The organism is Saccharothrix sp. ALI-22-I, assembly GCF_001984175.1.
GTDB lineage: Bacteria > Actinomycetota > Actinomycetes > Mycobacteriales > Pseudonocardiaceae > Actinosynnema.
Genome location: NZ_MTQP01000057.1, coordinates 76,510 through 99,580, shown reverse-complemented (window position 1 = coordinate 99,580; position 23,071 = coordinate 76,510). Strand labels below are relative to the sequence as shown.

General features: G+C 71.9%; 21 protein-coding genes. 7 read left to right on the top strand and 14 right to left on the bottom strand.

What is annotated here, in order from left to right:
- Positions 1–11 precede the first annotated feature (11 nt).
- Positions 12–320, top strand: a complete 309-nt coding sequence (locus tag ALI22I_RS16680; RefSeq protein ID WP_202970994.1) for a hypothetical protein — start codon at positions 12–14, stop codon at positions 318–320.
- Here the strand turns inward: ALI22I_RS16680 and ALI22I_RS16675 are convergent.
- From ALI22I_RS16675 to ALI22I_RS16660, 4 genes are read right to left on the bottom strand one after another with little or no spacing between them, the layout of a single operon-like run.
- On the bottom strand, positions 311–2,056 hold the full coding sequence (locus ALI22I_RS16675) for an AMP-dependent synthetase/ligase (RefSeq protein ID WP_077006418.1): 1,746 nt from the start codon (positions 2,054–2,056) through the stop codon (positions 311–313). The genes ALI22I_RS16680 and ALI22I_RS16675 overlap by 10 nt on opposite strands.
- Positions 2,057–2,087: 31 nt before the next feature.
- The gene (locus ALI22I_RS16670; RefSeq protein ID WP_077006417.1) at positions 2,088–4,241 is read right to left on the bottom strand and encodes a molybdopterin oxidoreductase family protein; all 2,154 of its coding nucleotides are present in this window, start codon (positions 4,239–4,241) and stop codon (positions 2,088–2,090) included.
- A gap of 11 nt (positions 4,242–4,252) precedes the next feature.
- The gene (locus ALI22I_RS16665) at positions 4,253–4,516 is read right to left on the bottom strand and encodes a hypothetical protein (RefSeq protein ID WP_077006416.1); all 264 of its coding nucleotides are present in this window, start codon (positions 4,514–4,516) and stop codon (positions 4,253–4,255) included.
- Between the two features lie 55 nt (positions 4,517–4,571).
- Positions 4,572–7,328 carry a helix-turn-helix transcriptional regulator gene (locus ALI22I_RS16660; protein ID WP_077006415.1) on the bottom strand — a complete coding sequence of 919 codons (2,757 nt, stop codon included), beginning with the start codon at positions 7,326–7,328 and terminating at the stop codon, positions 4,572–4,574.
- A 115-nt stretch (positions 7,329–7,443) separates the two neighbouring features.
- Here ALI22I_RS16660 and ALI22I_RS16655 point away from each other — a divergent pair, with 115 nt between their 5' ends.
- Positions 7,444–8,130: a serine hydrolase domain-containing protein gene (locus tag ALI22I_RS16655; RefSeq protein WP_077006414.1), complete on the top strand. Its 687-nt coding sequence runs from the start codon at positions 7,444–7,446 to the stop codon at positions 8,128–8,130.
- A 1-nt stretch (position 8,131) separates the two neighbouring features.
- Here ALI22I_RS16655 and ALI22I_RS16650 read toward each other — a convergent pair whose 3' ends face one another.
- Together ALI22I_RS16650 and ALI22I_RS16645 are read right to left on the bottom strand one after the other, a co-directional pair.
- On the bottom strand, positions 8,132–8,764 hold the full coding sequence (locus ALI22I_RS16650; RefSeq protein ID WP_077006413.1) for a TetR/AcrR family transcriptional regulator: 633 nt from the start codon (positions 8,762–8,764) through the stop codon (positions 8,132–8,134).
- 16 nt (positions 8,765–8,780) lie between these two features.
- Entirely contained in the window at positions 8,781–8,972 is a 192-nt protein-coding gene (locus ALI22I_RS16645; protein ID WP_077006412.1) for a hypothetical protein, read from the bottom strand.
- Positions 8,973–9,049: 77 nt separating this feature from the next.
- Between ALI22I_RS16645 and ALI22I_RS16640 the strand changes: the two genes are divergently transcribed.
- Positions 9,050–9,499, top strand: a complete 450-nt coding sequence (locus ALI22I_RS16640) for an allophanate hydrolase-related protein (RefSeq protein WP_238598403.1) — start codon at positions 9,050–9,052, stop codon at positions 9,497–9,499.
- Between the two features lie 10 nt (positions 9,500–9,509).
- A complete protein-coding gene (locus ALI22I_RS16635; protein WP_077006410.1) occupies positions 9,510–10,493 on the top strand; it encodes a PHP domain-containing protein in 984 nt (327 codons plus the stop codon).
- Positions 10,494–10,591: 98 nt separating this feature from the next.
- On the opposite strand, the gene ALI22I_RS54695 is transcribed toward ALI22I_RS16635, so the two are convergent.
- Complete coding sequence (locus tag ALI22I_RS54695; protein WP_077006409.1) at positions 10,592–11,596, bottom strand: radical SAM protein; 1,005 nt, start codon at positions 11,594–11,596, stop codon at positions 10,592–10,594.
- Positions 11,597–11,813: 217 nt separating this feature from the next.
- Between ALI22I_RS54695 and ALI22I_RS16625 the strand changes: the two genes are divergently transcribed.
- The 3 genes from ALI22I_RS16625 to ALI22I_RS16615 all read left to right on the top strand — a co-directional run bounded on the left by ALI22I_RS16625 (position 11,814) and on the right by ALI22I_RS16615 (position 13,849).
- The gene (locus ALI22I_RS16625; protein ID WP_077006408.1) at positions 11,814–12,458 is read left to right on the top strand and encodes a sensor histidine kinase; all 645 of its coding nucleotides are present in this window, start codon (positions 11,814–11,816) and stop codon (positions 12,456–12,458) included.
- A complete protein-coding gene (locus tag ALI22I_RS16620; protein ID WP_077006407.1) occupies positions 12,455–13,144 on the top strand; it encodes a response regulator in 690 nt (229 codons plus the stop codon). Before ALI22I_RS16625 ends, ALI22I_RS16620 begins: the two co-directional genes overlap by 4 nt.
- Before the next feature lie 81 nt (positions 13,145–13,225).
- Positions 13,226–13,849: a helix-turn-helix transcriptional regulator gene (locus tag ALI22I_RS16615; protein ID WP_077006531.1), complete on the top strand. Its 624-nt coding sequence runs from the start codon at positions 13,226–13,228 to the stop codon at positions 13,847–13,849.
- Positions 13,850–13,872: 23 nt separating this feature from the next.
- Here ALI22I_RS16615 and ALI22I_RS16610 read toward each other — a convergent pair whose 3' ends face one another.
- From ALI22I_RS16610 to ALI22I_RS16580, 7 genes are all read right to left on the bottom strand, one after another.
- Entirely contained in the window at positions 13,873–15,177 is a 1,305-nt protein-coding gene (locus tag ALI22I_RS16610) for a COG1470 family protein (RefSeq protein ID WP_077006406.1), read from the bottom strand.
- 94 nt (positions 15,178–15,271) lie between these two features.
- A complete protein-coding gene (locus ALI22I_RS16605; protein WP_143532242.1) occupies positions 15,272–18,472 on the bottom strand; it encodes a DUF11 domain-containing protein in 3,201 nt (1,066 codons plus the stop codon).
- A 2-nt stretch (positions 18,473–18,474) separates the two neighbouring features.
- A complete protein-coding gene (locus ALI22I_RS49255; protein ID WP_077006404.1) occupies positions 18,475–19,293 on the bottom strand; it encodes an NADase-type glycan-binding domain-containing protein in 819 nt (272 codons plus the stop codon).
- Between the two features lie 623 nt (positions 19,294–19,916).
- A complete protein-coding gene (locus ALI22I_RS16595; protein ID WP_077006403.1) occupies positions 19,917–20,432 on the bottom strand; it encodes a phage tail protein in 516 nt (171 codons plus the stop codon).
- Entirely contained in the window at positions 20,429–22,375 is a 1,947-nt protein-coding gene (locus ALI22I_RS16590) for a putative baseplate assembly protein (RefSeq protein WP_077006402.1), read from the bottom strand. Before ALI22I_RS16590 ends, ALI22I_RS16595 begins: the two co-directional genes overlap by 4 nt.
- Positions 22,375–22,785: a GPW/gp25 family protein gene (locus tag ALI22I_RS16585; protein WP_077006401.1), complete on the bottom strand. Its 411-nt coding sequence runs from the start codon at positions 22,783–22,785 to the stop codon at positions 22,375–22,377. Before ALI22I_RS16585 ends, ALI22I_RS16590 begins: the two co-directional genes overlap by 1 nt.
- Before the next feature lies 1 nt (position 22,786).
- On the bottom strand, positions 22,787–23,068 hold the full coding sequence (locus ALI22I_RS16580; RefSeq protein WP_077006400.1) for a PAAR domain-containing protein: 282 nt from the start codon (positions 23,066–23,068) through the stop codon (positions 22,787–22,789).
- Between the last annotated feature and the right edge of the window lie 3 nt (positions 23,069–23,071).

Sequence of the window (23,071 nt, the reverse complement as noted above, 5' to 3'; positions counted from 1 at the left end):
GTCGCTTGCCGATGCTGCGGTGGGCGCGGTCGATGCCGCTGGGTGGTGAGCCGGCCGACGTCGTGGCGCGGGTCGAGTTCTACGACGAGTGGCTGGCGGGCAGCGTCGACGTGCCCAAGCTGCTGCTCGCCTTCGAACCCGGTCCGGGGTTGATGATGACGCCGGAGATGGTGGACTGGTGTGCCGCGAACATCGCCGGCCTGGAGATCGTGCGGCACGGCGTCGCGGGTCACCACACTCCGGAGGACCAGCCCGCCGCGATCGCCGCGACCATCGCCGCGTGGATGGACAAGCACGGCCTGCGGGTGGTTCAGCTGTAGAGCTCGTCGTACAGCTTGGCGTGGGTGGAGTGCACGATCTTGCGCTTCACCTTCAACGTCGGGGTCAGCTCGCCGTTCTCCTGGCTCAGGTCGCGGTCCAGGACGGTGAAGCGCTTGACCTGTGAGACGTGGGCGAAGTGGGAGTTCGCTTCGTCCACCACGTCCTGGATCAGGGCTCGGGCCTCCGGCGTCCGGGCGAGGGTGGGCAGGTCGGTCGGCAGGCCTTGTGCCTGGGCCCACGGGACGATCTCGTCCTCGTCCAGGGTGATGAGGGCGACGAGGTACGGCTTCAAGTCGCCGTACACGACGGCGTGCGAGATCCAGCGGGACTGGCGGAGCTGGTTCTCCACGTTGGCGGGGGCGATGTTCTTGCCGCCGGCGGTGATGATGATGTCCTTCTTGCGGCCGGTGATGGTGACGAAGCCGTCGTCGTCGATCTCGCCGAGGTCACCGGTGTGCAGCCAGCCGTCGGTCAGCACCTCGGCGGTGGCGGCGGGGTTGTTCCAGTAGCCGGCGAACACGTGCGGGCCGTTCATCAGGATCTCGCCGTCCTCGGCGACTTTCAGCTGGAGGTTGGCCATGCCGTAGGTGCCGACCGAGCCCAGCTTGTGCCGCGCCAACGTGTTCACGGTGCCGACGCCGGTGGACTCGCTCATGCCGTAGCCCTCCAGCACCGGCACCCCGGCTGCGGTGAAGAACTCCAGCACCTCGACCGAGATGGGGGCCGCGCCGGACAACGCCTGGCGCAGCCTGCCGCCGAAGATCGCCCGGACTCTGGCGAAGACCGGGTCGACCTTGTCGAACGCGGCGGCCAGGTCGGCGGGAAGGGGTTGGTCGGCGGCCTGGAACTTGCGGACGGCCAGGCCTACCTGCACCGCTTGGCGCAACTGGTCTTCGGGCACGCCCGTGGTGGCGACGGTGTAGATCTTCTCGAAGATCCTGGGCACGGACGGGAGGAACGTCGGCCGCACCTGGGACAGCTCGGGGACGATCTTCGCCGTGTCGCCGCCGTAGAACGCGACCGTGGTGCCAGTGTAGATCGCGGACAGCTGCACGATCTGCGCGAACACGTGCGCCAGCGGCAGGAACAGGTACACCACGTCGTCCGGCAGGACGTAGTTCAGCTCCACGGTGAGCTGACACATGGTGAGCCAGTTCCGGTTGGTCAGCACGCAGCCCTTGGGCGGGCCGGTGGTGCCCGAGGTGTAGATGATGACGGTCGGGTCGTCGGGATCGATCGCGGCGCGGCGGTCGTCCAACTCGACCGGGACCGGCGACGTGCGGCCGTGCGACCGGAGTTCGGCCAGGCCGCCACCCTCGATGACGATGACGTCCCGTAGTGCGGGCACCTGGTCGCGGATCTCGGCGATCTTGGCGCGTTGCTCGTCGGTCTCCGCGATCAGGAGCACCGCGCCCGAGTCGCCGATGATCCACGCGCACTCCTCCGGCGCGCTGGACGGGTAGATCGGCACCACGATGCCGCCCGCCGCCAGCACCGCCAACTCCACCGCCGACCACTCGGGCCTGGTCTCCGACAGCACGCACACCCGGTCGCCCGGCTCGACGCCCAGGTGGACCAGGCCGGACGCGAGTTCCATGACCCACTCGGCGACGTCGGTGAAGGTCAGGTCGTGCCACTGCCCGTCGCGGGGGTGGCGCCACGCCACCCGGTCGTCGTGCACCTGGGCGGCCACGAAGGGCAGGTCGGCGATGACGCGCGCCGTGGTCACGGGCATGGCGGTGCTCCTCACTGGGCTGCGGGTCGGGTTACTGGGCGGCGGCTGCGGCTCGTTGGGCGGAGGGGGTGAGTTGAGCGGGGGTGACCTGCACGTGGACGCCGTTGAGCACGGCGGTGCCGGAGAGCGGGTCCAACGCGAGGTCGTCGGTGAGCAGGTTGACGTTGACGCCGGGGTGCGCCTCGGCGGTGGTGAGCCGGGTGCCCGGCCGGTCGTGGCCCCAGCCGTGCGGCAGGCTGACCACGCCAGCGGCCATATCGGCGCTCACCTCGACGGTCGCCTCGATCTCGCCGACGCGGGACGTGACGCGGGCGGCACGGCCGTCCTGCAGGCCCAGGCGTTCGGCGTCGGCCGGGTTGACCAGCAGGGTGCACAGCGGCTTGCCCTTCACCAGCGCCGGCACGTTGTGCATCCAGGAGTTGTTCGACCGCAGGTGCCGGCGGCCGACCAGGACCAGGCCGTCGGTCGGCGTGCGCAACGCTTCGAGCACGCGGGGCACGTCGGCGGCGATGGGCTCGGGGCACAGCTCGATCCGGCCGGACGGGGTGCGCAGGATCTCCGGAACGCGGCTGGTCAACGGCCCTAGGTCGACGCCGTGCGGCTGGTCGAGCAGGTCGGCCACGGACAGGCCGTAGGGGCCGGACCGGAGGCGTGCGTCCAGCAGGCGTTCCTCGCGGCTGTATTCGCTTTCACCGGACAGGCCGACCAGTGCGTCGAGGTCGGTGTCGGGGCCGAGGCCGGCGAAGATGCCGGTCAGCCGCAGCAGGATGTCGCCCTCGCCCGGTTCGCCCGGCCGCATCGGCACGGCGGGGCGCGAGTACTTGGCCACGTTGCGCACCGCGAACGACAGGAACGCGATGTCGTAGTGGGCACGCCTGCTGGGCGGCGGTGGCGGCAGGATCACGTCGGCGTGCCGGGTGGTCTCGTTGAGGTACGGGTCCACCGAGACCATGAAGTCCACAGTGGACAGTGCGGCGTCCAGGCGGGCCGAGTTGGGCAGGGACAGCGCGGGGTTGCCCGCCACGGTCACCAGTGCCCTGATCCTGCCCGGTCCGGGCGTCTCGATCTCGTCGGCCAGGGTGACGGCCGGGAACTCGCCGGCCACCTCGGGCAGGCCGCGCACCCGGCTGTGCCAGCGGCCGGTGGTGAAGCCCTTGCCGGTGCCGGTGCCGCGTCGGACGTGCGCGGGCAGCGGGAACATCGCGCCGCCGGGCCGGTCCAGGTTGCCGGTGAGGATGTTCAGCACGTCGACCAGCCAGCTGGCGACCGTGCCGAACTCGACCGTCGTGGTGCCGATCCGCCCGTACACGGCCGCGCGGGGTGCTCGGGCGAGCCGGTGGGTCAAGGCTCGGATCTCGGCCGCGTCGATGCCGCACCGCGAGGCCACCGCCTCCGGGGTGAACGGCTCGCTCAACGCCCGCACCCCGTCCACGCCTTCGACGTGGGGTGCGAGGGCTTTGAGGTCCACCAGCGATGCGGCGAACAGCTCGTTCACCATGGCCAGCAGCAGGAACACATCGGTGCCCGGCACGATCGGCAGGTGCCGGTCGGCGGCCGCGGCGGTGCGGCTGCGCCTCGGATCGACCACGACGAACGCCCCGCCGCGCTTCTGGAGCGCCTTGAGCCGGCCCGGCGCGTCCGGCACGGTCCACAGGCTGCCGTTGGAGGAGAACGGGTCCGCGCCGAGCAGCAGGAGGAAGTCCGTGCGGTCGATATCGGGCACCGGGATGGTGAAGATGCCGCCGTAGAGCAGGCCGGAGGAGACGTGCTTGGGCATCTGGTCGACGGTGGAGGCGGTGAAGACGTTGCGCGAACCCAGAGCTTTGCGCAGGCCGCCCGCGTACAGACCGCCGGCCAGCGAGTGCACGGTCGGGTTGCCCAGGTACATGCCGACCGCGTCCCTGCCGTGCTCGGCGATGATCTCGTTCAACCGCTGGTCGACCAGGGCGAACGCCTCGTCCCACGACACCGGCTCGAACTCGCCGCCCCGACGCGCGAGGGGTGTGCGCAGGCGGTCCGGGTCGGCGTCGAGCGCGCCGAGTGAGGCACCCTTCGGGCACAGGAAACCGCCGCTGAACGTGTCCTGCCGGTCACCGCGGACCGCCGTGATGCGGTCGTTCTCCACGGTCAACTCCAGGCCACAGGTGGCCTCGCACAGCGGGCAGGTCGTGTAGGCGGTGTGCATGCGACTCCTCTTCAACGGACGGTCCGGGCCAACGCGAGTGGTTGCAGACGGCCGGCGGAGGTCAACCCGATCAACTCGCTCAACGCGGCGACGACCATCTCCGGCCGGGCCAGGCAGTCCACGATCCACCGGCCCGCCGCTGTGCGCCAGACGGCCGACCACGACATCGACCGGACCACCGGTGAGCAGCCGTTCGGTGAGGCCGGGCGCGGATGAGTCCACCGCGACGTCCGCGCCGAGCCGGACCGCCGGCGGGCGTCCACGATGACCTCCACGTCACCAAGGCAACACGGCCCGGTTACCGGCCGGTTAGTGCGGAGTCCACGACAACTAAGCGCGGGCGTCCAGGACGCGGGCGAGTTCCAGGCGTGAGGAGACGTGGAGCTTGGCGTAGATGCGGGAGAGGTAGACCTCGATCGTGCGTGGGCTGTAGTGCAGGGCGGCGGCGATGTCGCGGTTGCGCATGCCTTGTTGCACCAGGCGGGCGACGTTTTCCTCCGCCTCGGTGAGGACGCCGGGGGCTTTGGCGCGGGCACGGGGGACCTTCGCGCCCAGTTCGCGCAACCGGCCTCCGGTCTGGCGGCGCAGGCCGTGTGCACCGAGGCGGTGGAACACCGCGTACGCGTCGAGGAGGTCCGGCACGGCCGCACGGTCCACCAGGCCCAGCGCCAACTGCGCCCGTGCCTTCTCGAACACCAGACCGCCCGCCTCGGCTTCGCGCACGGCCTCGCGCAGCACGACGGCGTCGCGTTCGGTCAGGCCGGTCACCCGTTGGACGGTCGTGCGGGTCCACGGCGCCACCCGGTTCGCCGACACGACGTGCAGGCGCTTCACGGTCTGCCGCGCCTCTTCCACCCGACCGTGCGACAGGTCCAGTTCGACCAGCCGCCCCAGCAACACACAGCTGTACGCGGTCATGCCGTCGTCGTCCACGGCCTCGACCAGGGTTGTCCGGGCGCCCTCCGCGTCACCGCGTGCGGCCAGGTAGCCGGCCATCGCGAGGGCGTGCAGGCGGGACATGTTCGGGCTGGTCGGCGGGTCGAGCGCGGCCAACCGGGCGGCCACGTCCAGCTCACCGCGCCACGTCCGCACCTCCAGCTCGATCGCGCGCAGGCCGTCCAGCATCATCAGCTCCTGCCGCGTCTCCAGCTCGGCCGCCGCCCGGCCCACGCGTTCCAGGCACACGTCCCACGCGCCGCCGAACCAGTCCAGCGCGACCCGCGCCATCTCCAACTCGCCGCGGAACGCGTGGCCACCGGCCCGTTCCCGCAGCTCCTCCGCACGCCGCAGCCGCCACGACGCGTCGTGCACCAGACCAGCCAGGGCACCGGTGGACGCGCCGACGGCCAGCGCCTGCAACTCCAGCACCGGCTGGCCGGCGGCCGAACGCAGGGCGCGGTTGGCGTAGTCCACCGTCTTGTCGTGCCGGAACAGCATCGACGTGATCACGGCCAGTCGGTCGAACACCACCACACCCTCGGCGGCGGAGGTGAACGGCATGGCCTCGATCCGGTCCGCGGCGGCCAAGGCGTCGGCGTGACGTCCGGTGAACACGAGCAGCAGCGCGCGCTGCGCGTGCAACGCGGCCGGTGCGTTGCCGGTCGTGAGTTCCGCGTCGGCCAGGCGCAACGCCTCGGCCATCCGGCCGACGAGGAACAGGCTGGTCAGCACGACGACCGCGCACCGCGACCGTTCCGGGCCGGGCGGCAGGGCGTCGAGGGCGGCCAGGCCGGGTGCGATCGCGGCGGCCGGGCGGGACGCGTGGGCCAGCGCCCGGCACTGCGAGGCCAGCAGCCCGGCCCGTTCCGGCGCGGCCACCGGCAGCAGTTCCAGCGCCCGCGCGCACAACGCCGCCGCCGTCTCCGGCGCGGTGGTGCGGTTGGCCGCGGCGGCCTGGGCCATCACCCGGATCGCACGCAGGTCGCCGGGTGGCGCGGACTCGGCCAGGTGCCAGGCCAGCTCCATCTCGTCCACCGCCAGGCCGCGCGCGCGGTCGTCCAGCAGCCGGGTGCTGATCAGGCTGTGCAGGTGGCGGCGTTGGGCGGGGCCGATCTCCTGGTAGAGCGCCTCGCCGACCAGGGCGTGCGAGAACCGGTAGCCGCGGTCTTCGTCGCGGACCACGATGTGCGCGCGCAGCAGTTCGTCGAACGCGTCCACCACGGTGTGCTCGGGCAGCGACGAAACCCGGGCCAGCAGCCCGATCTGGTCCAGCCGCACCCGCCGGAAGATCGACACCGCACGCGCCACCGCCCGGGTGTCCCGGTCCAGCGGCGCGACCCGGCGCAGCACGGCTTCCCGCCTGGTCAACCGGATCGCCGACGGTGACACGGTCAGCCGGGCCCGGTTGCCGTCCACGGCCACCAGGTCCAACTCGCGCAGTGAGCGGGCGATCTCCACCGCGAAGAACGGATTGCCGTCCGCCCGCTGGTGCACCTCGTGCGCCAGGCCGTCGTCCACCGGCGTGCCCAGCACGGTCTCCACGATCCGCGCCACGTCACCGCCGCTCAACGGGTCCAGCCGCACGCGCACCACCTCGGCGTGCCGTTCGAGCCGGTCCAGCAGTTCCTCGACACCGGGGTTGTGGTGGTGCGTGCGCGCGGCGGTGATCAGCACCAACGGCGCGGCCGTGACCCGGCGCAGCACCACGGCGAGCATGGCCAGCGAGTCGTCGTCCACCTGGTCCAACTCGTCCAGCACGAGTGCGGCGGGCCGTTCGGCGGCGAGACCGGTGAGCACGCGGGCGACCAACTCGCAGGAACGGCCGAACCAGGTCGCGTCCGGCGTCGAGGTCAGGTCCAACGCCTCCAACACGGCCCGCACATCGCCGGTCACAGGGACCGAACGCAACGCCGCCGCCACCGCCGCGTACGGGATGCGCCTGCTCACGTCGTCCGACTCGGCAGCGGCCACCGCACAACCCCGGTCACGCAACCGGCGGCACGCCTCGGCCAGCAGACTCGACTTCCCGATACCCGGCTCCCCCGACACCGCGACAGCCACCAGCCCGGCGGCAGGCACGCGGTCGACGGCGGCGAAGACAGTCGCCAGCTCGTTCTCCCGGCCGAAGAAGCGCCTGAAAGACGACAACGGCGGCCTCCCGTCGTTGGGGCGGACCCACACTACCGACTGAGGAATCCCTACTCACGTGTCGTGGCTCACGGTGGTCGCATGGTCTCCCGACAACACCGCACCTGGATGGTCGATGACGGTCGAGGGCACCTGTGCCGATGAGTTCGCCGAGGTCCGGTCCGAGTTCGAGCGGAACTTCGCCGAACGGGGGGGGGAGGTGGGCGCGGGCGTGCACGTGACGGTGGACGGCGAGACCGTGGTGGACCTGTGGGGTGGTGACGCGGGCGGGCGGGCGTGGACGGAGGACACGATCACGCACGTGTGGTCGTGCACGAAGGGCGCTACCGCGTCGTGCGCGCACCTGCTGGCGTCGCGGGGTGAGTTGGATCTGGACGCGCCGGTGGTGCGGTACTGGCCGGAGTTCGGGCAGAACGGCAAGGCGGGGACGTTGGTGCGGCATCTGCTGGCGCACCAGGCGGGGTCGGCCGCACTGCGGGAGCCGGTGCCGACAGGTGGGATGTTCGACTGGGGGGTGATGACGGAGCTGCTGGCGCGGCAGGAGCCGTTCTGGGCGCCGGGGACGCGGCACGGCTACCACGCGTTGACGTTCGGGCACCTGATCGGCGAGGTGATCCGGCGGGTCGCCGGGGTGTCGTTGGCCGAGTTCTTCGAGAAGGAGGTGTCCGGTCCGCTGGGGCTGGACTTCTGGCTGACGTTGCCGGAGGACTTGGAGCCAAACGAGCGTGGACAGTCCCTTGTGGACGCCGCGTACCGCACCCTCGGCTACCTACAGGCCCCTGGCGGCATCTGGTTCCGCTGACTTACGCCTGAATGCCGTAGACCGAACGCAGCCAGACGCAGGTCAAGGTGTCCACCAGGTCGCGGTCCCGGGCAGTCGATCGGCGGGCTCGGGAGCGGTTGAGGAAGGCTTGTTCGTTCATCGAGACCAGGACCGCGGCCAGGGACTTGGCGTCCGGGCCCGGTGGGGCGGTGCCGGCGGCGCGTTCGATGTCGATCTGCGAGGCGGTGGCCTCGATGAAGCGGCGGGCGACGCCGGTCCAGAACTCGCCCATCATGGGGTCGGTGTCGCGGGCGCGGACGGCGGCACGGAGCACTGGACCGTGTTTGCGCCATAACACCAGGCTGGCACCCAGGGCACGACGGATGGAGTCCTCGGGTGGCTCGTTGCCGCGCCGCAGCCACGACGACGCCGCCTCGTAGAGCGCTTCGAGGATGCCGCCGGACAGGGCGTGCAGCACCGCTTCCCGCGATGCGAAGTGGAAGTAGAACGTCGACCGCGAGATACCCGCGCCCGAGGCGAGCTCGTCGACGGCGATGTCGTCCAGGGACCGCGTCTGCAACAGACGCTCGGCGGTGTCGAGTATCGCCTGCGAGGTGAGGTCACCCTTGCTGGGTCTGCGCCGCGACCCGACCGTGCCGGCACGTGGGGACATGGCGGACATCCTGGGTTCAGCGACCCAGCAGCCGCAAGCCTTCCGCACGCACCGCCGCCAAGTCGAAAGCTCCGCCGGCGATCCGCACCCCCGCGTCGGCCCCCGCGCACGCGTACGCCTCGACGTCCGGAATGGACTTCGACCGCCTGGTGAGGATCACGCCCTCGACGAGTCCGAACACGAGATCGGCCGCCAGGTCGTCGTCCACCAGTGCCCGGTATGCCGCTTTCAGCTCGGCCCGTTCGGCGACGGCCCGGGGTCGAGGTCGCGGTGTACCCGCGTTCGGTGAACACGCTGGTCGGCCCGGGGCACTCCGACTCGTTGCCGGCGGCGATCGCGCGGACCGTGCCGGACGTGGTGCGGGTGGCGGTGGTCGGGGCGCACCTGAGCGGGCAGCCGTTGAACGTCGAGCTGGTGTCGCGGGGTGGGGTGTTGGTGTCGGAGACGGCCACTGCTGGTGCGTATCGGTTGTTCGCGCTGGACACGGTGCCGGCCAAGCCGGGGTTGGTGCGGGACGTCGGCGGCAAGGAGGTCGAGGCGGAGGTGTGGGAGTTGCCGGTGGCGGGGTTCGGCGACTTCGTGGCGTCGTTGCCGGCGCCGATGGCGATCGGGTCGGTGGAGCTGGCGGACGGGACGTGGGTGTCCGGGTTCACCTGCGAGCGGCACGCGTTGGAGGGGGCCGAGGACATCACGGCGTTCGGGGGTTGGCGCGCGTTCCTGGGCCGGGCGGAGTAGACAGGAGGTCGTGGATCCGCTCTGGGCATTGCGGCAGGTTGCCTTCCAGCTGGAACGCGCTGGTGAACCCACGTACCGGGTCCGGGCGTTCCGGAGAGCCGCCGAGGTGGTGGCCGCGTTGCCGGACGGTGAGCTGGCGCGGCGGGTCGCGGCGGGCACGTTGACCGACCTGCCCGGTATCGGCAAGGCCACCGCCGGGGTGATCGCGGACGCGGTGGCCGGGCGTGAACCTGTGTACCTGAGTCGTTTCCGCGAGCCGGTGGTGGGCGGGCAGGCGCTGCGGGCGTTGCTGAAGGGCGACTGCCACACCCACTCCGACTGGTCCGACGGCGGCAGCCCGATCCACGAGATGGCCGAGGCGGCGCGCGACCTGGGGCACTCGTGGATGGTGCTGACCGACCACTCGCCCCGGCTGACCGTCGCCAACGGCCTGTCCGCCGACCGGCTGCTGAAGCAGCTGGACGTGGTGGCGGAGCTGAACGTCGAGTTGGCGCCGTTCCTGATCCTGACCGGGATCGAGGTGGACATCCTGGAGGACGGGACGCTGGACCAGCGGCCCGAGCTGTTGGAGCGGCTGGACCTGGTGGTCGCCAGCGCCCACTCGAAGCTCCGGATGCCGGCCGCCGAGATGACCGCCCGGATGGTGGCTGCGGTGTCCAACCCACATGTGGACGTGCTCGGGCATTGCACCGGTCGGCTGGTCATCGGGAAGGGGCGGCCGGAGTCGACGTTCGACGCCGAGGCGGTGTTCTCGGCGTGCGTCGAGCACGGGACGGCGGTGGAGATCAACTCCCGGCCGGAGCGACGCGACCCGCCTGGGCGGTTGCTGCGGCTGGCGGTGGAGCTGGGGTGTTCGTTCGCGATCGACAGCGACGCCCACGCGCCGGGGCAGCTGGACTGGCTGTCGTACGGGTGTGAGCGCGCCGAGGAGTGCGGCGTGACACCGGATCGGGTGATCAACACGCTGGAGGCGGCGGAGCTGCTGGCCAGGTGAGGCCGTTGGTCGGTGAGTGGTTGGGTCCGTCGGGGGCTGGTGGGGTTGGTGGCCTCGGCGGCGTGGAGGCGTGGGGTTGGGGGGTTTGTGGGTTGGGGTCAGCGGCCGGCGGTGGCGGGGCGGGGGGTGCGGGAGGCTCGGAGTAGGTGGCCGTACCAGGGGACCAAGGGGCCGGTTCGGCCTTCTACGAGGCGTTGCCAGGTTGCCCGGCACAGGGCCAGGAAGGGGGCGGCGTTCCAGTAGTCGGCTAGTTCCGCTAGTGGGCGGTCTTGGATGTTGCCAAGGGCGTAGCGGCGGTCGAAGCCGTAGGACACTGGGACTGCTGCGCCGTTAGCCTCGATCACCAATGGGGTCAGCCAGCGGCCTAGTGGTTGGTTGTCGTCGATGGGCGCGGCCATGAAGGCTTCTGGTTTGCGGGCCAGCATGGTGCGGGGTACGGCGTCCAGTTGGACGGATAGGCCGTGTTCCTCGGCGATTCGGCCCAGTTCCACTGCGGCGTAGGCCAGTTCTACGGCGTCCGGGCGTTCGCCGGCCATGAGGCGGTTCGCGGCGCCCTCCGGTTCGAGGGGATGCACTTGGAGCAGCAGGGCGCCGGATTGGGTGGCGGCTAGAGCTACGTCACCCAGTTGGGTGGCGTTGCCTTGGGTCAGGGTGGTGATGACGCCGACCGGGATTCCTGCCTCGGTGAGTCTGCGGATGCCGGCCAGGGCCTTCTCGAAGCACCCTTCCTGGTTCCGGATCCGGTCGTGCGTGGGGCGGTCGCCGTCCAGCGATACCGCTACCAGGTCGACCAAGCCCCGCACGAGGCCGATGCGGCGCTGGGTCAGGGCCACGGCGTTCGTCGTGACGGTGGTTCGCATCCCTGCCTGGCGGGCGGCACGTAGCAGGGCGGGTAGTTCGGGGTAGAGGAACGGTTCGCCGCCGGAGACGTTGAGGACGTCGTACCCGAGGGCGGCGGCGTCCCGGACGACGGTGGACAGCACGGCGATGGGGATCGACTCGGCCACGTCCGGGCCGGAGCTGGAGTAGCAGTGCAGGCAGCGCAGGTTGCACAACCTGGTCGGGTGAACCTGAAGCACGGCCCGGCCACTCGTCTGCCCCATTCCACCCTCCCGTGGTCCTCTCTCCCGTATGGAGCACCGTGGACCCACCGTGATACGTCATTCCGTGACAACACTTCGGCCGTATTCCTCCCAACGTGGGAACCTTGCACCTCGCTGAAACGCGATGTGACAAACCGACGACTCTCTCTACAGGCGAGGCAGCCCCCAGCGTCACCGTGAGGCAGCCCGCGTGCTCACCCATTTGGGGGGAGGGGACATGCGCCGCGAGTTCATCGTTCCCACCGACGCCGCCGACGAGGCGAGACGCCGGTTGCTGCGGGACCTGCACGACGGTCTGGGGCCGTCGCTCGCGGCGATCGCGCTGGGCCTGCGCGCGGCCCGCCACCTGGCCGTCCACGATCCCGGCTCGGCGGGTCTGCTGCTGGCACGGTTAGAGGAAGAGGTGCACACGGCGGTCACCGAGATCCGCCGCCTCGCCTCCGGCGCCTACCCGGCGGCGCTGGCCCGGCTGGGTCTGGCCGACGCGGTGCGGGCGCACGTGGCCGCGTTGGCCGACCGGCACCCGGTGCGGGTGGACGTGCAGTGCGCGGACGTGCCCGATCTGCCGGTCTCGGTGCAGGTGGCCGCCTACCGGATCATCTGCGAGGCGTTGACGAACGTGGTGCGGCACGCGGGCGCGCGGCACTGCACGGTGCGGTTGCGGTTCGACGGGTGCCTGCACGTCGAGGTCGTGGACGACGGCTGCGGCGCGGTGCCGAACGGGGGCGACGGGGTGGGGCTCAACTCGATGCGTGAACGGGCGCTGGAGGTCGGCGGCACCTGGCGGATGGAGCACGCCGACACGGGCGGCACCCGGATCGAAGCGGACCTGCCACTCGCGGGCGGGGTGGGAACCGGGTGACCGCATTACGGGCGCTGGTCGTGGACGACCACCCGCTCTTCCGGTACGGCCTGGCCGCCGCGTTGGCCGCCGCACCCGACCTGGAGGTGGTCGGCGAGGCCTCGGGCGGCGGGATGGCGGTGTCGATGGCCGCCTCACTGCGCCCGGACGTGGTGGTGATGGACCTCAACATGCCGGATCTGGGCGGGGTGGAGGCGACGCGGCGGATCGTGGCGCACAACCCGGCCGTCCGGGTGCTGGTGCTGACCATGTTCGACGACGACGACTCGGTGTTCGCCGCGATGCGCGCGGGCGCGCTGGGCTACCTGCTCAAGGCGGCCCGGCCGCAGCAGATCGTGCGCGCGGTGCGGTCCGTCGGCGAGGGTGAGGCGATCTTCAGCCCGGCGATCGCGGTGCGGCTGCTGGCGTTCTTCGGCAACGCGCCGCGGGAACGGGTGGAGGCGTTCCCGGAGCTGACCTCGCGGGAACGGGACGTGCTGCGGCTGATGGCCGACGGTCGGGGCAACACCGCGATCGCCCGGTCCCTGGTGCTCAGCCCGAAGACGGTGCGCAACCACGTGTCGAACATCCTGCGCAAGCTGCACGTGGCCGACCGCGCGCAGGCCGTGTCCCGGGCCAAGCAGGCCGGTCTGGGCGAGCCGCCGGGACACATCGGATCGGGACACATCGGGACGCCCGACCCATAGTGCCGGGACGCGCCGGGACGTGACGATTGCGCTGTGGCCAATGGGTGGGCCACAGCGGGCCACGAGGGCGGGGAGCACGAGATGAACGCAGAGCAGATCGCGGTGGTCCTGCACGCGACGGACTCCATCACCAGGGCCGGGGTCACCGCGGCGCTGCGGTCGCGGCCGGAGATCCGGCTGGTCGAGCCGGACGAGCCGGCCCCGGTGGCGCTGGTGGTGCTGGAGCGGCTGGACGGTGAGGCGCAACAACTGCTGCGCAGACTCCAGGCGCCGGGCAGCGCGGGCATCGTGCTGGTGGCGGGCGACATCGCCGACCCCGAGCTGCTCAACGTGGTCAGCAGCGGCGTGTCCGCGGTGATCCGCCGCTCCGACGCGACGCCCGACACGTTGGTGCGCCTGGTCAAGGCGACCGCGGCGGGCCAGGGCGCGCTCCCGCCGGACCTGCTGGGCCGGCTGCTGGACCGGGTGTCCCGGTTGCAGCGCAACGTGCTCAACCCCAACGGCTGGACCATGGCCGGCATGTCGGACCGGGAGACCGAGGTGCTGCGGCTGATCGCGGACGGTTTCGAGACCCGCGAGATCGCCGAGAAGCTGTGCTACTCGCAGCGCACGGTCAAGAGCATCCTGCACGACATCACCAACCGGTTCCAGCTGCGCAACCGGGCGCACGCGGTGGCCTTCGCCCTGCGTGAAGGCCTGATCTGACAGCGGTACACCGGTACACCGGTTCACACGGCTCGGCCGGAGAAGGACACCGACGGCTTGCAGTTGCCCTTCTCGGTCGGGTTCTGGCAGCTCACCTGCACCACGATCTTCTCGCCCTTCTTGAACCGCAACGGTTCCACGTAGTGCCGGTCCAGGTCGCGGAAGTTGGCCAGGCCGAACTCCAGCAGCACGCTGCGGGTGCCGTCGACATCGCGCAGGACCCGCACCGTCCCGGTGTCACCGCGCGGGTTCTGCAGCACGATGTCGGTGATCAGCAGCGCCTTGTCCGGCGGCGGGGTGAAGGTGAAGTCGGTGAACAGGTCCTGGTTCGTCACGATCGCCGCGTCGGCGGCCACCCGGAAGTCGGTCGGCTCGCCCGCCGGCTGGGCCGGTTCGTTCGGCTTCGTGGTGGGCGGTGAGCCGGGGGCCGCGTCCGGGTCGAGGCCGGCGGCCTTCATCGCCTCCTCGGACTTGGCCTCGGCCTCCTTGGCCTGCTCCTGCGCCTGCCCGGCGCCCGCCTGGGCCTGGTCGACGGCCGTCTTGACGTCGTCGACCTGCTGGGTGGCGGCTTCCCTCGCGGCGGACTTCACCGCCGGTTGCAGCACGGTGAACCACAGCGCGGCCAGCACCGCCGCCAACGCCAGCAGCGCGATCAACGCGGGCAGCAGCCACCTGGGCAGCAGCTGCCGCTGCACGAGCGTGCCGGTCGCGGACAGCGGCGAACCGACGCTGGGCACGATGTCCACCCGGAACGGCCGCGGCTGCGACGGTCCGCGCAGGAACGTGTTGCGCGGCTTGGCGACCAGCTTCACGAACGCGGCCGTGCCCGGCGCGAGCACGACGTCGGACCGGTCGAGCTTGAACTCCAGCTCGCCGTCCGGGTCCGCCGGGTGCAGCCGCACCGCGACCGGGTGGTTGCCGACGTTGTCGATGGCCACCTCGAACTTGCCCTTCGACCCGGCCTCCACCTTGGTGGGCACGAGTTCCGCGGACATGTCGGTGAACCCGCCGACCTCGACCACGCCCTCCTCAACCACCGACCCGTACGGGTCCTCGCGCGAGGAGACGCGGACGCCGAACGGCACGGAGCCGGCGGCCACCCCGGCGGCGCGCGGCGGCGCGAACCGGACGACCACCTCGGCGGACGCCTGGGGCACGAGGTTCACCGAGGCCGGTTCGGCGGTGGCCCAGCCGGCCGCGTCGCCGACCACGTCCACGGTGAACTCGTCCACCAGGTCTCCGGTGTTGCGCACGACGACCGTGCACGTGACGTCTTCGCCCGGCGCCACGGCCAAGCCGGTGGCGGACAGCGTCGCGGTTGCGCCCATGGCGTGAATCCTCCGGTGGTCGGGTCGGTCGTGGGACTGGCGGAAGGGTGGGACGTGGTGCGTCCGGCGCTGCCCCAACGGGCAGCCTTCGGTGTCATTCGCGGGTGGCGAAGTCGGGCGGTTGCAGGGTTCTGGGCACGACCAGGAAGTCCTCGGACCGCACCGCGCCGAACAGCGGTCCGGCGACCGGTGTGGCTTCGAGCTGCCTGGGCCCGATGCGGTCGTTGTGGAACACCAGGAACTGGGTGTCGAACGTGCCGTCGGCGCGCACGACGACCTCGCCGGGTGTCGAGGAGATGCCGAGCGTCCAGGCCAGCTTCACCGTCGCGCCGGGCGGGAACGACTTGCCGGTGGCGCGCGGCACGAACCCGGTCGGGCCGATGCCGGGGTCCACGGTGATCTCCGGCTGCCGCACCAGGACGGGGGTCGCGGCGGTGTTGTCGGCCGCGTTGCTGTCCGGTCCGGTGCCGAGCACCGAGCCGCCGGCCGTGCTGTCCACGGCGGCCTTGGCGGGCAACGTCACCCGCACTTCGGCTTCCTGGCCGGGCGCGAGAGTGCCGATCGGGCAGGTCGCGCCGTCGACCGCGCAGCCCGCGACGGACGTCACCGGCAGCAGTTGCGGCGGCAGGGAGGTGACCACGCGGACGTCGGTCATCGGCACCGGCGCGCCGTTGCGGACCCGGAAGGACAGCACCAGGTCGTCACCGCCGACGTAACCCTCCTGCGGCAGCAGGGCCACGGCCATCGACAGCGAGCCGGGGTTGGCCGGCGGCCTGATCTCCTCGGCGACGGTCACCGGCACGTCGACCCGGTTGTCGGCCGGGTTGACGTCCGGTGGCAGTGCCGCCCGGAAGACCTGTTGCCCCGCCGCGATGCCCGTGACGGCCACGCGGATTTCGGCGGTCTGGTTCGGGGCGAGCCGGCCCAGCGCGCAGCCCGTCGTGGTGCAGGTGCCGGCGGTGGTGGTGACCGCGTCCACCCGGAGCCCGGCGGGCACGGTCAGCGCCAGGTCGGTGGTCTGCGCCGGGGCCAGGCCGCGGTTGGTCACCCGCAGCCGCACGGACGTGGTGCCGCCGAAGGGCACCGCGGCGGGCGAGACGGAACCGGTCAGCACCAGGTCGGGCAGGCGTTGGAACGCGGGCCGGTCGACGTCCTCCTCCGTGAAGGAGATCAGCCTGGCGGGCGTGCCGCCTCCCGGTGGGACCGTCCACACGCGGCGGAACTCGTCGGCATCGCTCATGGAGAACGCGATCAGCGCACCGTCCGGGGACCACGCGGGTTCGTCGGGCGGCTCACCGCCCGGGGTGATCGGGGTGGCGTTCGCGCCCGTGGCGTCGGCCACGCACAGGACGTCGCCGTGCCGGTACACGAGCCGGTTGCCGTCCGGTGACCACGCGGGCGAGGTGTCCCGACGGGCGCACGGCGTGGCGAACGAGTACGACAGGTTGATCTGCTGCGCGACGTCGGTGCCGTCGAGCCGGGCCAGCCAGATGTCGTCGGTCTCCCCCCGCTCCGGCACGTAGACCGTGATCACGCTGCTCGCCCGGCCGGTTCGGCCGGCGCTGTCGGTGACGGTGCAGGTGACGGTGGTCAGGCCGACCGGGAACAGCGCGCCGGACGTGGCGTCGCAGCTCGGGGTGAGCGGGGCGCCGGTGGCGTCGGTGGCGTCGGTGGCGGTGGCCGTGAAGGTGACCGGAACGGGCGCCCGGTCGGGGCTGGGCGCGGCGTTCGCGTTCACCACCACGGTCGGCAGGGCGGCGCCGGCCAGGCTGATGTCGATGAACTGCTCGTACCGCTCGGCGGGCTCCTTGCCGTCGAACCTGAACCGAACCTGGCACTCCAGGTCCACCGCCGCCCGTGACGTGGGCGCTTCGCCCAGCGTCACGGTCTCGGTGAAGGTGACGTCCGTGTCGCCCGCGGCGCGGGCCGTGGGCGGGGTGAACTGGACGGACACCCCTGGCGGGCAAGTGGCCTCCGGCGTCACCGTCACCGGCAGCCTGGTGATGCCCTGCTCGATGCCGGCGACGATCTGGTCGGGCTCGTAGCCGTCGACCAGCACCCCGTCGGTGGCGGCGGCGAGGCGGGTGACCTGGAGCCGGCTGTCCAGCTTCTCCTCGTACGAGGGATCCCGCGCGACGGGCACACCGACGAGGTGGATGCCGCGATCGGTCAGGTCCGAGGTGATCTCCTTCTCGGTCCAGTAGGGCGTGGCGCTGGGACATTTCGGGTACCACGTGGTGTTGCAGGTGTCCGGGCTGTTGTGGCTGGCCGCGTCGCCGGCGAGCACGATGATCCGGGTGACGCCCTCGTCCTCGCTGAACGTGACGTAGCCGCCGGTCAGGGGGTCGCGGTCGCGGGCGAGTCGGTGCAGCGCGTTGAACCAGTCCTCGGGCAGGTCGCCGCCGTCGCCGATCGGGAGGTTCTCGGGATTGTCGAGCACGGTCTGGAGCACGTCGCGGGTGGTCAGGTTCTGCACCAGCTTGTAGCGGGGCGCGCCGTCGACGGGGTCCTCGCCGTCACTGGCGTCCTGGTAGGTGGCGATGCCGAAGAGCGCCTCCGGCTCGGCGGTGGCGATCCGCTCCATCACCTTGCCGATGTTGGTCCGGACGCTGCCCACCGGGCCGTCCATGGAAAACGTGGTGTCCAGCAGGAACATGATCTCCGGACGGGCGGGCACGAACGGGGTGCGGACGGTCGCGGTGGTGGTGAACGTGCCGGTGCCGGAGGTGGACGCGCCCACGACGTACGGCTGGACGTGGGGCGGGCTGAGGATGCCCGTGCGGCGGCCGAACGCGATGACGTCGCCGGTCGGTGACCAGGTGGGCTGTTCGTCCTGGCCGATGAGGTGCCGGGGCCTGGGGATGGTGGTCAGCTCGACGCCGTCGGAGACCCGGATCACGCGGATCACGCCACCGGCGATCAACGCGATCATGGAGCCGTCCGGCGACCAGGACGGGTGCCGGCCGAAGCGGAGGAACCGCTCGTCGCTGCCGTCGGCGTTGGCCACGATCACGTCGGACCCGTCCCCGAAGGACCGGTTGAAGGCGATCCGCGTGCCGTCCGGCGAGTAGGCGGGGTCGGTTTCGGACTCGTCCGGGGTGTTGGTGATCTGCCGCGGATCGCCGCCGTTGGCGTCCGTGCTCCAGATGTCTCCGGGACTGCCCCTGCTGACCGCGATCCGGTAGGGCGCCAGGACTTCCGGCTGCGCGGTGGCCGTGGTCGGCCGGTCGGCGAGCAGCGGACCGGCGAGCAGCAGGCCGGCCAGCAGGATCACCACGAGCGCCAGGTGTTTCACGTTCACCTCACCGCGAAGAATTCGATCTCGGCGAGGGCGACCTCGTTGCCCTGCAACGACCTGTGCACCTCGACCACGTGCACCTCGACCTTGGTCGCGCCCGCGCTGTTCTCGATCTTGACCTTCTGCTCGTCGGGTGTGTCGGCGATGTCCAGGTCGAACGTCTTGCCGGTCGAGTAGACGAGGTGCAGCTTCTTGGGCCGGTGCGCGGTCTGGAGGTCGTCCGGGTTGCCGACCCGGATGATGGCCTCGCGCAGATCGACCTCGCGGCCGAAGTCGAGCACGAGTGCGGGCGGCTTGGGTTCGACCGGCGCGAGCCAGAAGGTGTTCTTCGCGTTGTCGGCGGCCATCAGCGGCGGGTGGTCGGGCGACTCGGCGGTGGCGGTGATGCCGGTGGGGCGCACCGGGACCAGCTCGGTGACGAAGATGCCCTTCACGTCTTTGACGACCGAGGTGGCCTGCGTGTTGACGACGCTGCGGAACGACGGGATGAGCCCGTACGCACCGACCGCGCCGAGCAGGGCGATCAGGAAGGACCAGCGGACCGCCTTGCCGATGCCACGACGGGCAGCGCCGCTGCGACGGTGACGACGGGTGCCCGCCTCCGGTGGCTTGCGCTTGGGCAGCAGACGTCGCCACCACTTCTCCGCGACCACCGCCGCCTCGACGAGCGCGGAGCCGCAGCGGGCGCAGAACTTGCGGGTGGACGGGTTCGCTTCACCGCATTGGCCGCAGATCAGGTCGCCCGGTTGGGGTGCGCGGCGTTCGGTGAGGCGGGGGCGGTGCGCGCCGGTGGCGGGCTTCTGGTCGGTGGGCTGCATCGCGCCGGGTTGTTGGGGGCCCGGCTGCTGAGGGCCTGGCTGCATCACGCCGGGCTGTTGGGTGCCGGGCTGTTGAATGCCGGGCTGTTGAGCGCCGGGCGGCCCTGCCGACTGCCCCGGCGCGAACGGCCCAGCGGCCGGGAACCCCGCTCCGGGCTGCCCGACCGAGGGATAACCGGCCCCCGACTGCGTCGAGCCTGGATAAGCGGCACCTGCCGGATAGACCGCGCCCGACTGCCCTGCGGCCGGATATCCGGCCCCTGACTGCCCTGGCGATGGATAACCCGCGCCTGATTGACCAGGTGGTGGATAACCCGCCCCGGACTGTCCCGGTGGTGGATAACCCAGTCCGCCTTGTCCCGGGGTGGGCGGTCCGGGCTGAGGCGGCAAGGTGCCACCGCCTGGCGGCGGTCCGGGCTGGTACGGGGGACCCGGCTGCGGTCCCCTTCGGGTCGGCAGCGGCCACGGCATCGGTTGGTTGTTCGCTTGCCCGGTCTGTCCTGGGCCGGCCTGTCCGGGTACGGGCTGGGGTGCGGGTTTGGGTTCCCACTCCAGGTACGTACCGCAGGCGCCGCAGAACTCCGAGCCCGCCGCGTTGCTCTCACCGCACTGCGCGCACACGATCATGCCCCCACCACCTCCAGCTCCACCGCGACGTGCGCGGGCACAGCACCGGCGATCGCCGCGACCAGCCGGGTCCGATCCACGTCACCCGGCCGCCGCACCCGCACCCGGACGTGCACGCGCGGCGGGTTCTCGGCCACCGGCAGGCCGGGCCGGTCGGTGGACGTGCAGCCACCGCTGTCCCGCACCTCCACTTGCCCACCGGTCAGCAGCGCCACGTGCTCGGCCAACCCGCGCCGCGTGCCACGCCACCGGTGCAACTCGACCGCGCGGGCCACCAGCGCCCGCCGTTGCGGCACCGACCAGCCCTCGCCGACGTCCAGCGCCACCCAGTGCGCCAGCCACTCCAGGAAGTCCTCCGGCGCGATCCGCGGGTCGAGGTACCCCGCGAACCCGTCCAGCGTGGTGAACACCGGCGCCAGCACCTCGTCCAACGCGGCCAGGAACCGCTGCGTGAACAGGTCCTCCAGGTACACGGCCGGCAGCCGGTCGGCCAACGGGTGCGGGGTCGTCATCGCGCCACCCGCACCTGGTGGCCGTAGGAGAAGGCGAGGCCGTTGGGCGGCAGGTCCAGCCGGGCCACGGCGTTGCCGCGCTCGCCGGTGACCGGGTTCGCGCCGAACAGCTTGATCTCCTCGACCAACTCGACCCCGGCGAGCCGTTGCAGCACGGCGAACACCTCACCGGACTGCACGGGCCGTCCGAACGGCCAGCCCTCGCCGTCCGGGCCGCCGCTGACCGGGTTGAAGTAGTCGTACAACGCCTGCACCGACCTGGTCCGCAGCACGTCCTCGGGTGTGCCGGCCTTCGCCTTGAGCTGCGCCACGACCGTGACCCCCTGGTAGTAAGGCGGTTCCACGGACACCCGTGCGCCGACGCACCGGCGTTCCTCCAGGAACCGCTCGATCCGCCCGCGCACGTCCGCGCTCGGCTGCAACGCGGTGAAGTCCGACTCCTCGTGCGTGCCGACCGACGGCACGACCAGCACTCGCACCGCCGCCGACCCCTCCCCTGCCGGCACACACCGCACCCGCGCGATCTCCGGTGCGGCCTCCCGCGTCAGCACCTCGTAGTCCTCGGCCGTCACGGCACGGTCGCGTGTCCTGAGCAGCAACGGGCCGCGCAGCGCCGCGTCGCGCACCGACTCCCCCGCCACGCCCCCGGACGCGGGCTGGCGGTTGGTCACCGTGCTGACGAAGGGCACCGGGTCGCGTTGCACCTGCAACAACCCGCGCGCCACGTTGCCGCGCAGCCCGCCACCGGTCCGGTACTCGGGCACCCGGATCGCGGCCGACTTCGCGGGCACCGCCCCGTACAGGCGCACACCGCCGCCGGGTTGCCGCACGGCCGGCCCGAAGATCACCTCACCGCCGACCCGGTCCAGCACCACGTGCCGGTCCTGAGGCCCGGACTCGGCGAAGGACCGCACCTCCTGCCACTGCTCCCAGCCGTCCGGCGTGGCGACCTCGACCGTCAAAGCCCCGTCGTCCACCACGACCGGGGTGCGGGCGAGCGGGAACCGTTGCCCCGGCACGCCCTCGGACACGCCGATGGTCTCGCCGCGCACGATGTCCGCGTGCGTGGCGCTGGTCGTGCCGCCGATGGTGGCGGCGGTGACGGACGCCAACCGAGGCGGCTTCTGGTAGAACGGCCGGTCCGGCGCCGCCGCGACGGCCCGGCACCGCAGCCACCCAGCGCGCTGCCGGGCGATGACGGACACGGCGTGCGTACGCGGCACGTGCAGCACCACGTCACCGGGCTGGTTGAAGCCGCCGGTGGTGTCGCGGTCCACCTCGCACGGGCTCCAGCCGGTGCCGTTCCACGCGTCCCACGCCCACGGCGGGTCACGCGGGTCCACCCCGCGGCCTTCCGCACGCGCCTCGATCCGCAGCAGCACCGCGCAGCCGGGCACGGCGTCCGACAGCCCGAACAGGACCGCGTCGCCGGGCGCGGGCGGTTCGGCGAAGACCTCGGGTTCCTTGCCGTCGCGCAGCTCGTCGGTCCGGTCGGTGGGCGGGATGCCGACGTCCGCCACCGTGGTCACGAGGTGCGTCAACGAGCACGGCACGATGCTCAGCTCCTGGTCCACGGTGAACACCACCGGGTCCTCGACCTCGCTGCGCTCGGTGGCCACCTGCGCGCCCGAGGGCACCACCACCGGCACCTCGCGCGGCGCGGCCAGCCAGAACGTGACCTCGCCGCGCGCCGCGGTCGGCGGGAACAGCTTCACCCCGATCAGGTCGAGGAACCGCAGGTAGTGCAGGTCGGGCACCCGGTTGAGCCGGTACAGCAGCTCGTCGACCATGTGCGCGAACGCCTCGATCAGCGTCACGCCGGGGTCGGACACGTTGTGGTCCGTCCACTCGGGACAGTGCTGCTGCACGCGGCGCTTGGCCTCGTCGACCAGGTCCTGGAAGCGCCGGTCGTCCAGGTTGGGTGTGGGCAGGGACGACGACATCAGGCGCCCTCCTCGTCGGCCTCGTGCGGCGGGATGACGTAGAAGGGGAACACCAGGTTGCGCGGGTCGTTCGTGCCGCGCAGCGAGTACCGGATGTCGATGAGCAGGGTGCCGCGGTCGACCTCGTCGAAGCCGACGGACACGTCGTCGAGCGTGATGCGCGGTTCCCAGCGTTCCAGCGACAGCCGCACCTCGTAGGCGATGCGGCCGGCGGTGGCCGCGTCGGCGGGCGCGAACACCAGGTCGTGGATCGCGCAGCCGAACTCGGGCCGCATCGGCCGCTCGCCCGGCGCGGTGGCCAGGATCAGCCGGATGCTCTCCACGATCTCGCGTTCGCCGCCGACCAGCGCGACGGAGCCGGTGGCGTCGGTGTGCACGGGAAAAGCCAGGCCGCGGCCGATGAAGTCCACGTCACCCTCCGATCAGGACGGTCGGGCAGCCGACGATGATCGGCGCTCCACAAGCCGCCATGTCACCCATCCGGGCCGCCGGCAGACCGCCGATCAGCACGGTCGGGCAGCCGGGCGGCAGGACAGGTGTCGGCGGGTGCGGTGGCAGGCCGGGGAAGGCGCACGTGTGCAGGCCGCTGACGGTGGCGGCGGGCATGCCGCCGATGAGCACGGTCGGCACGCCCGGTGGCGCCAGCACGCCGGGGTGCCCGGTGGGGTCGCCGACCCTCGCCGCTGGTGGCATCTG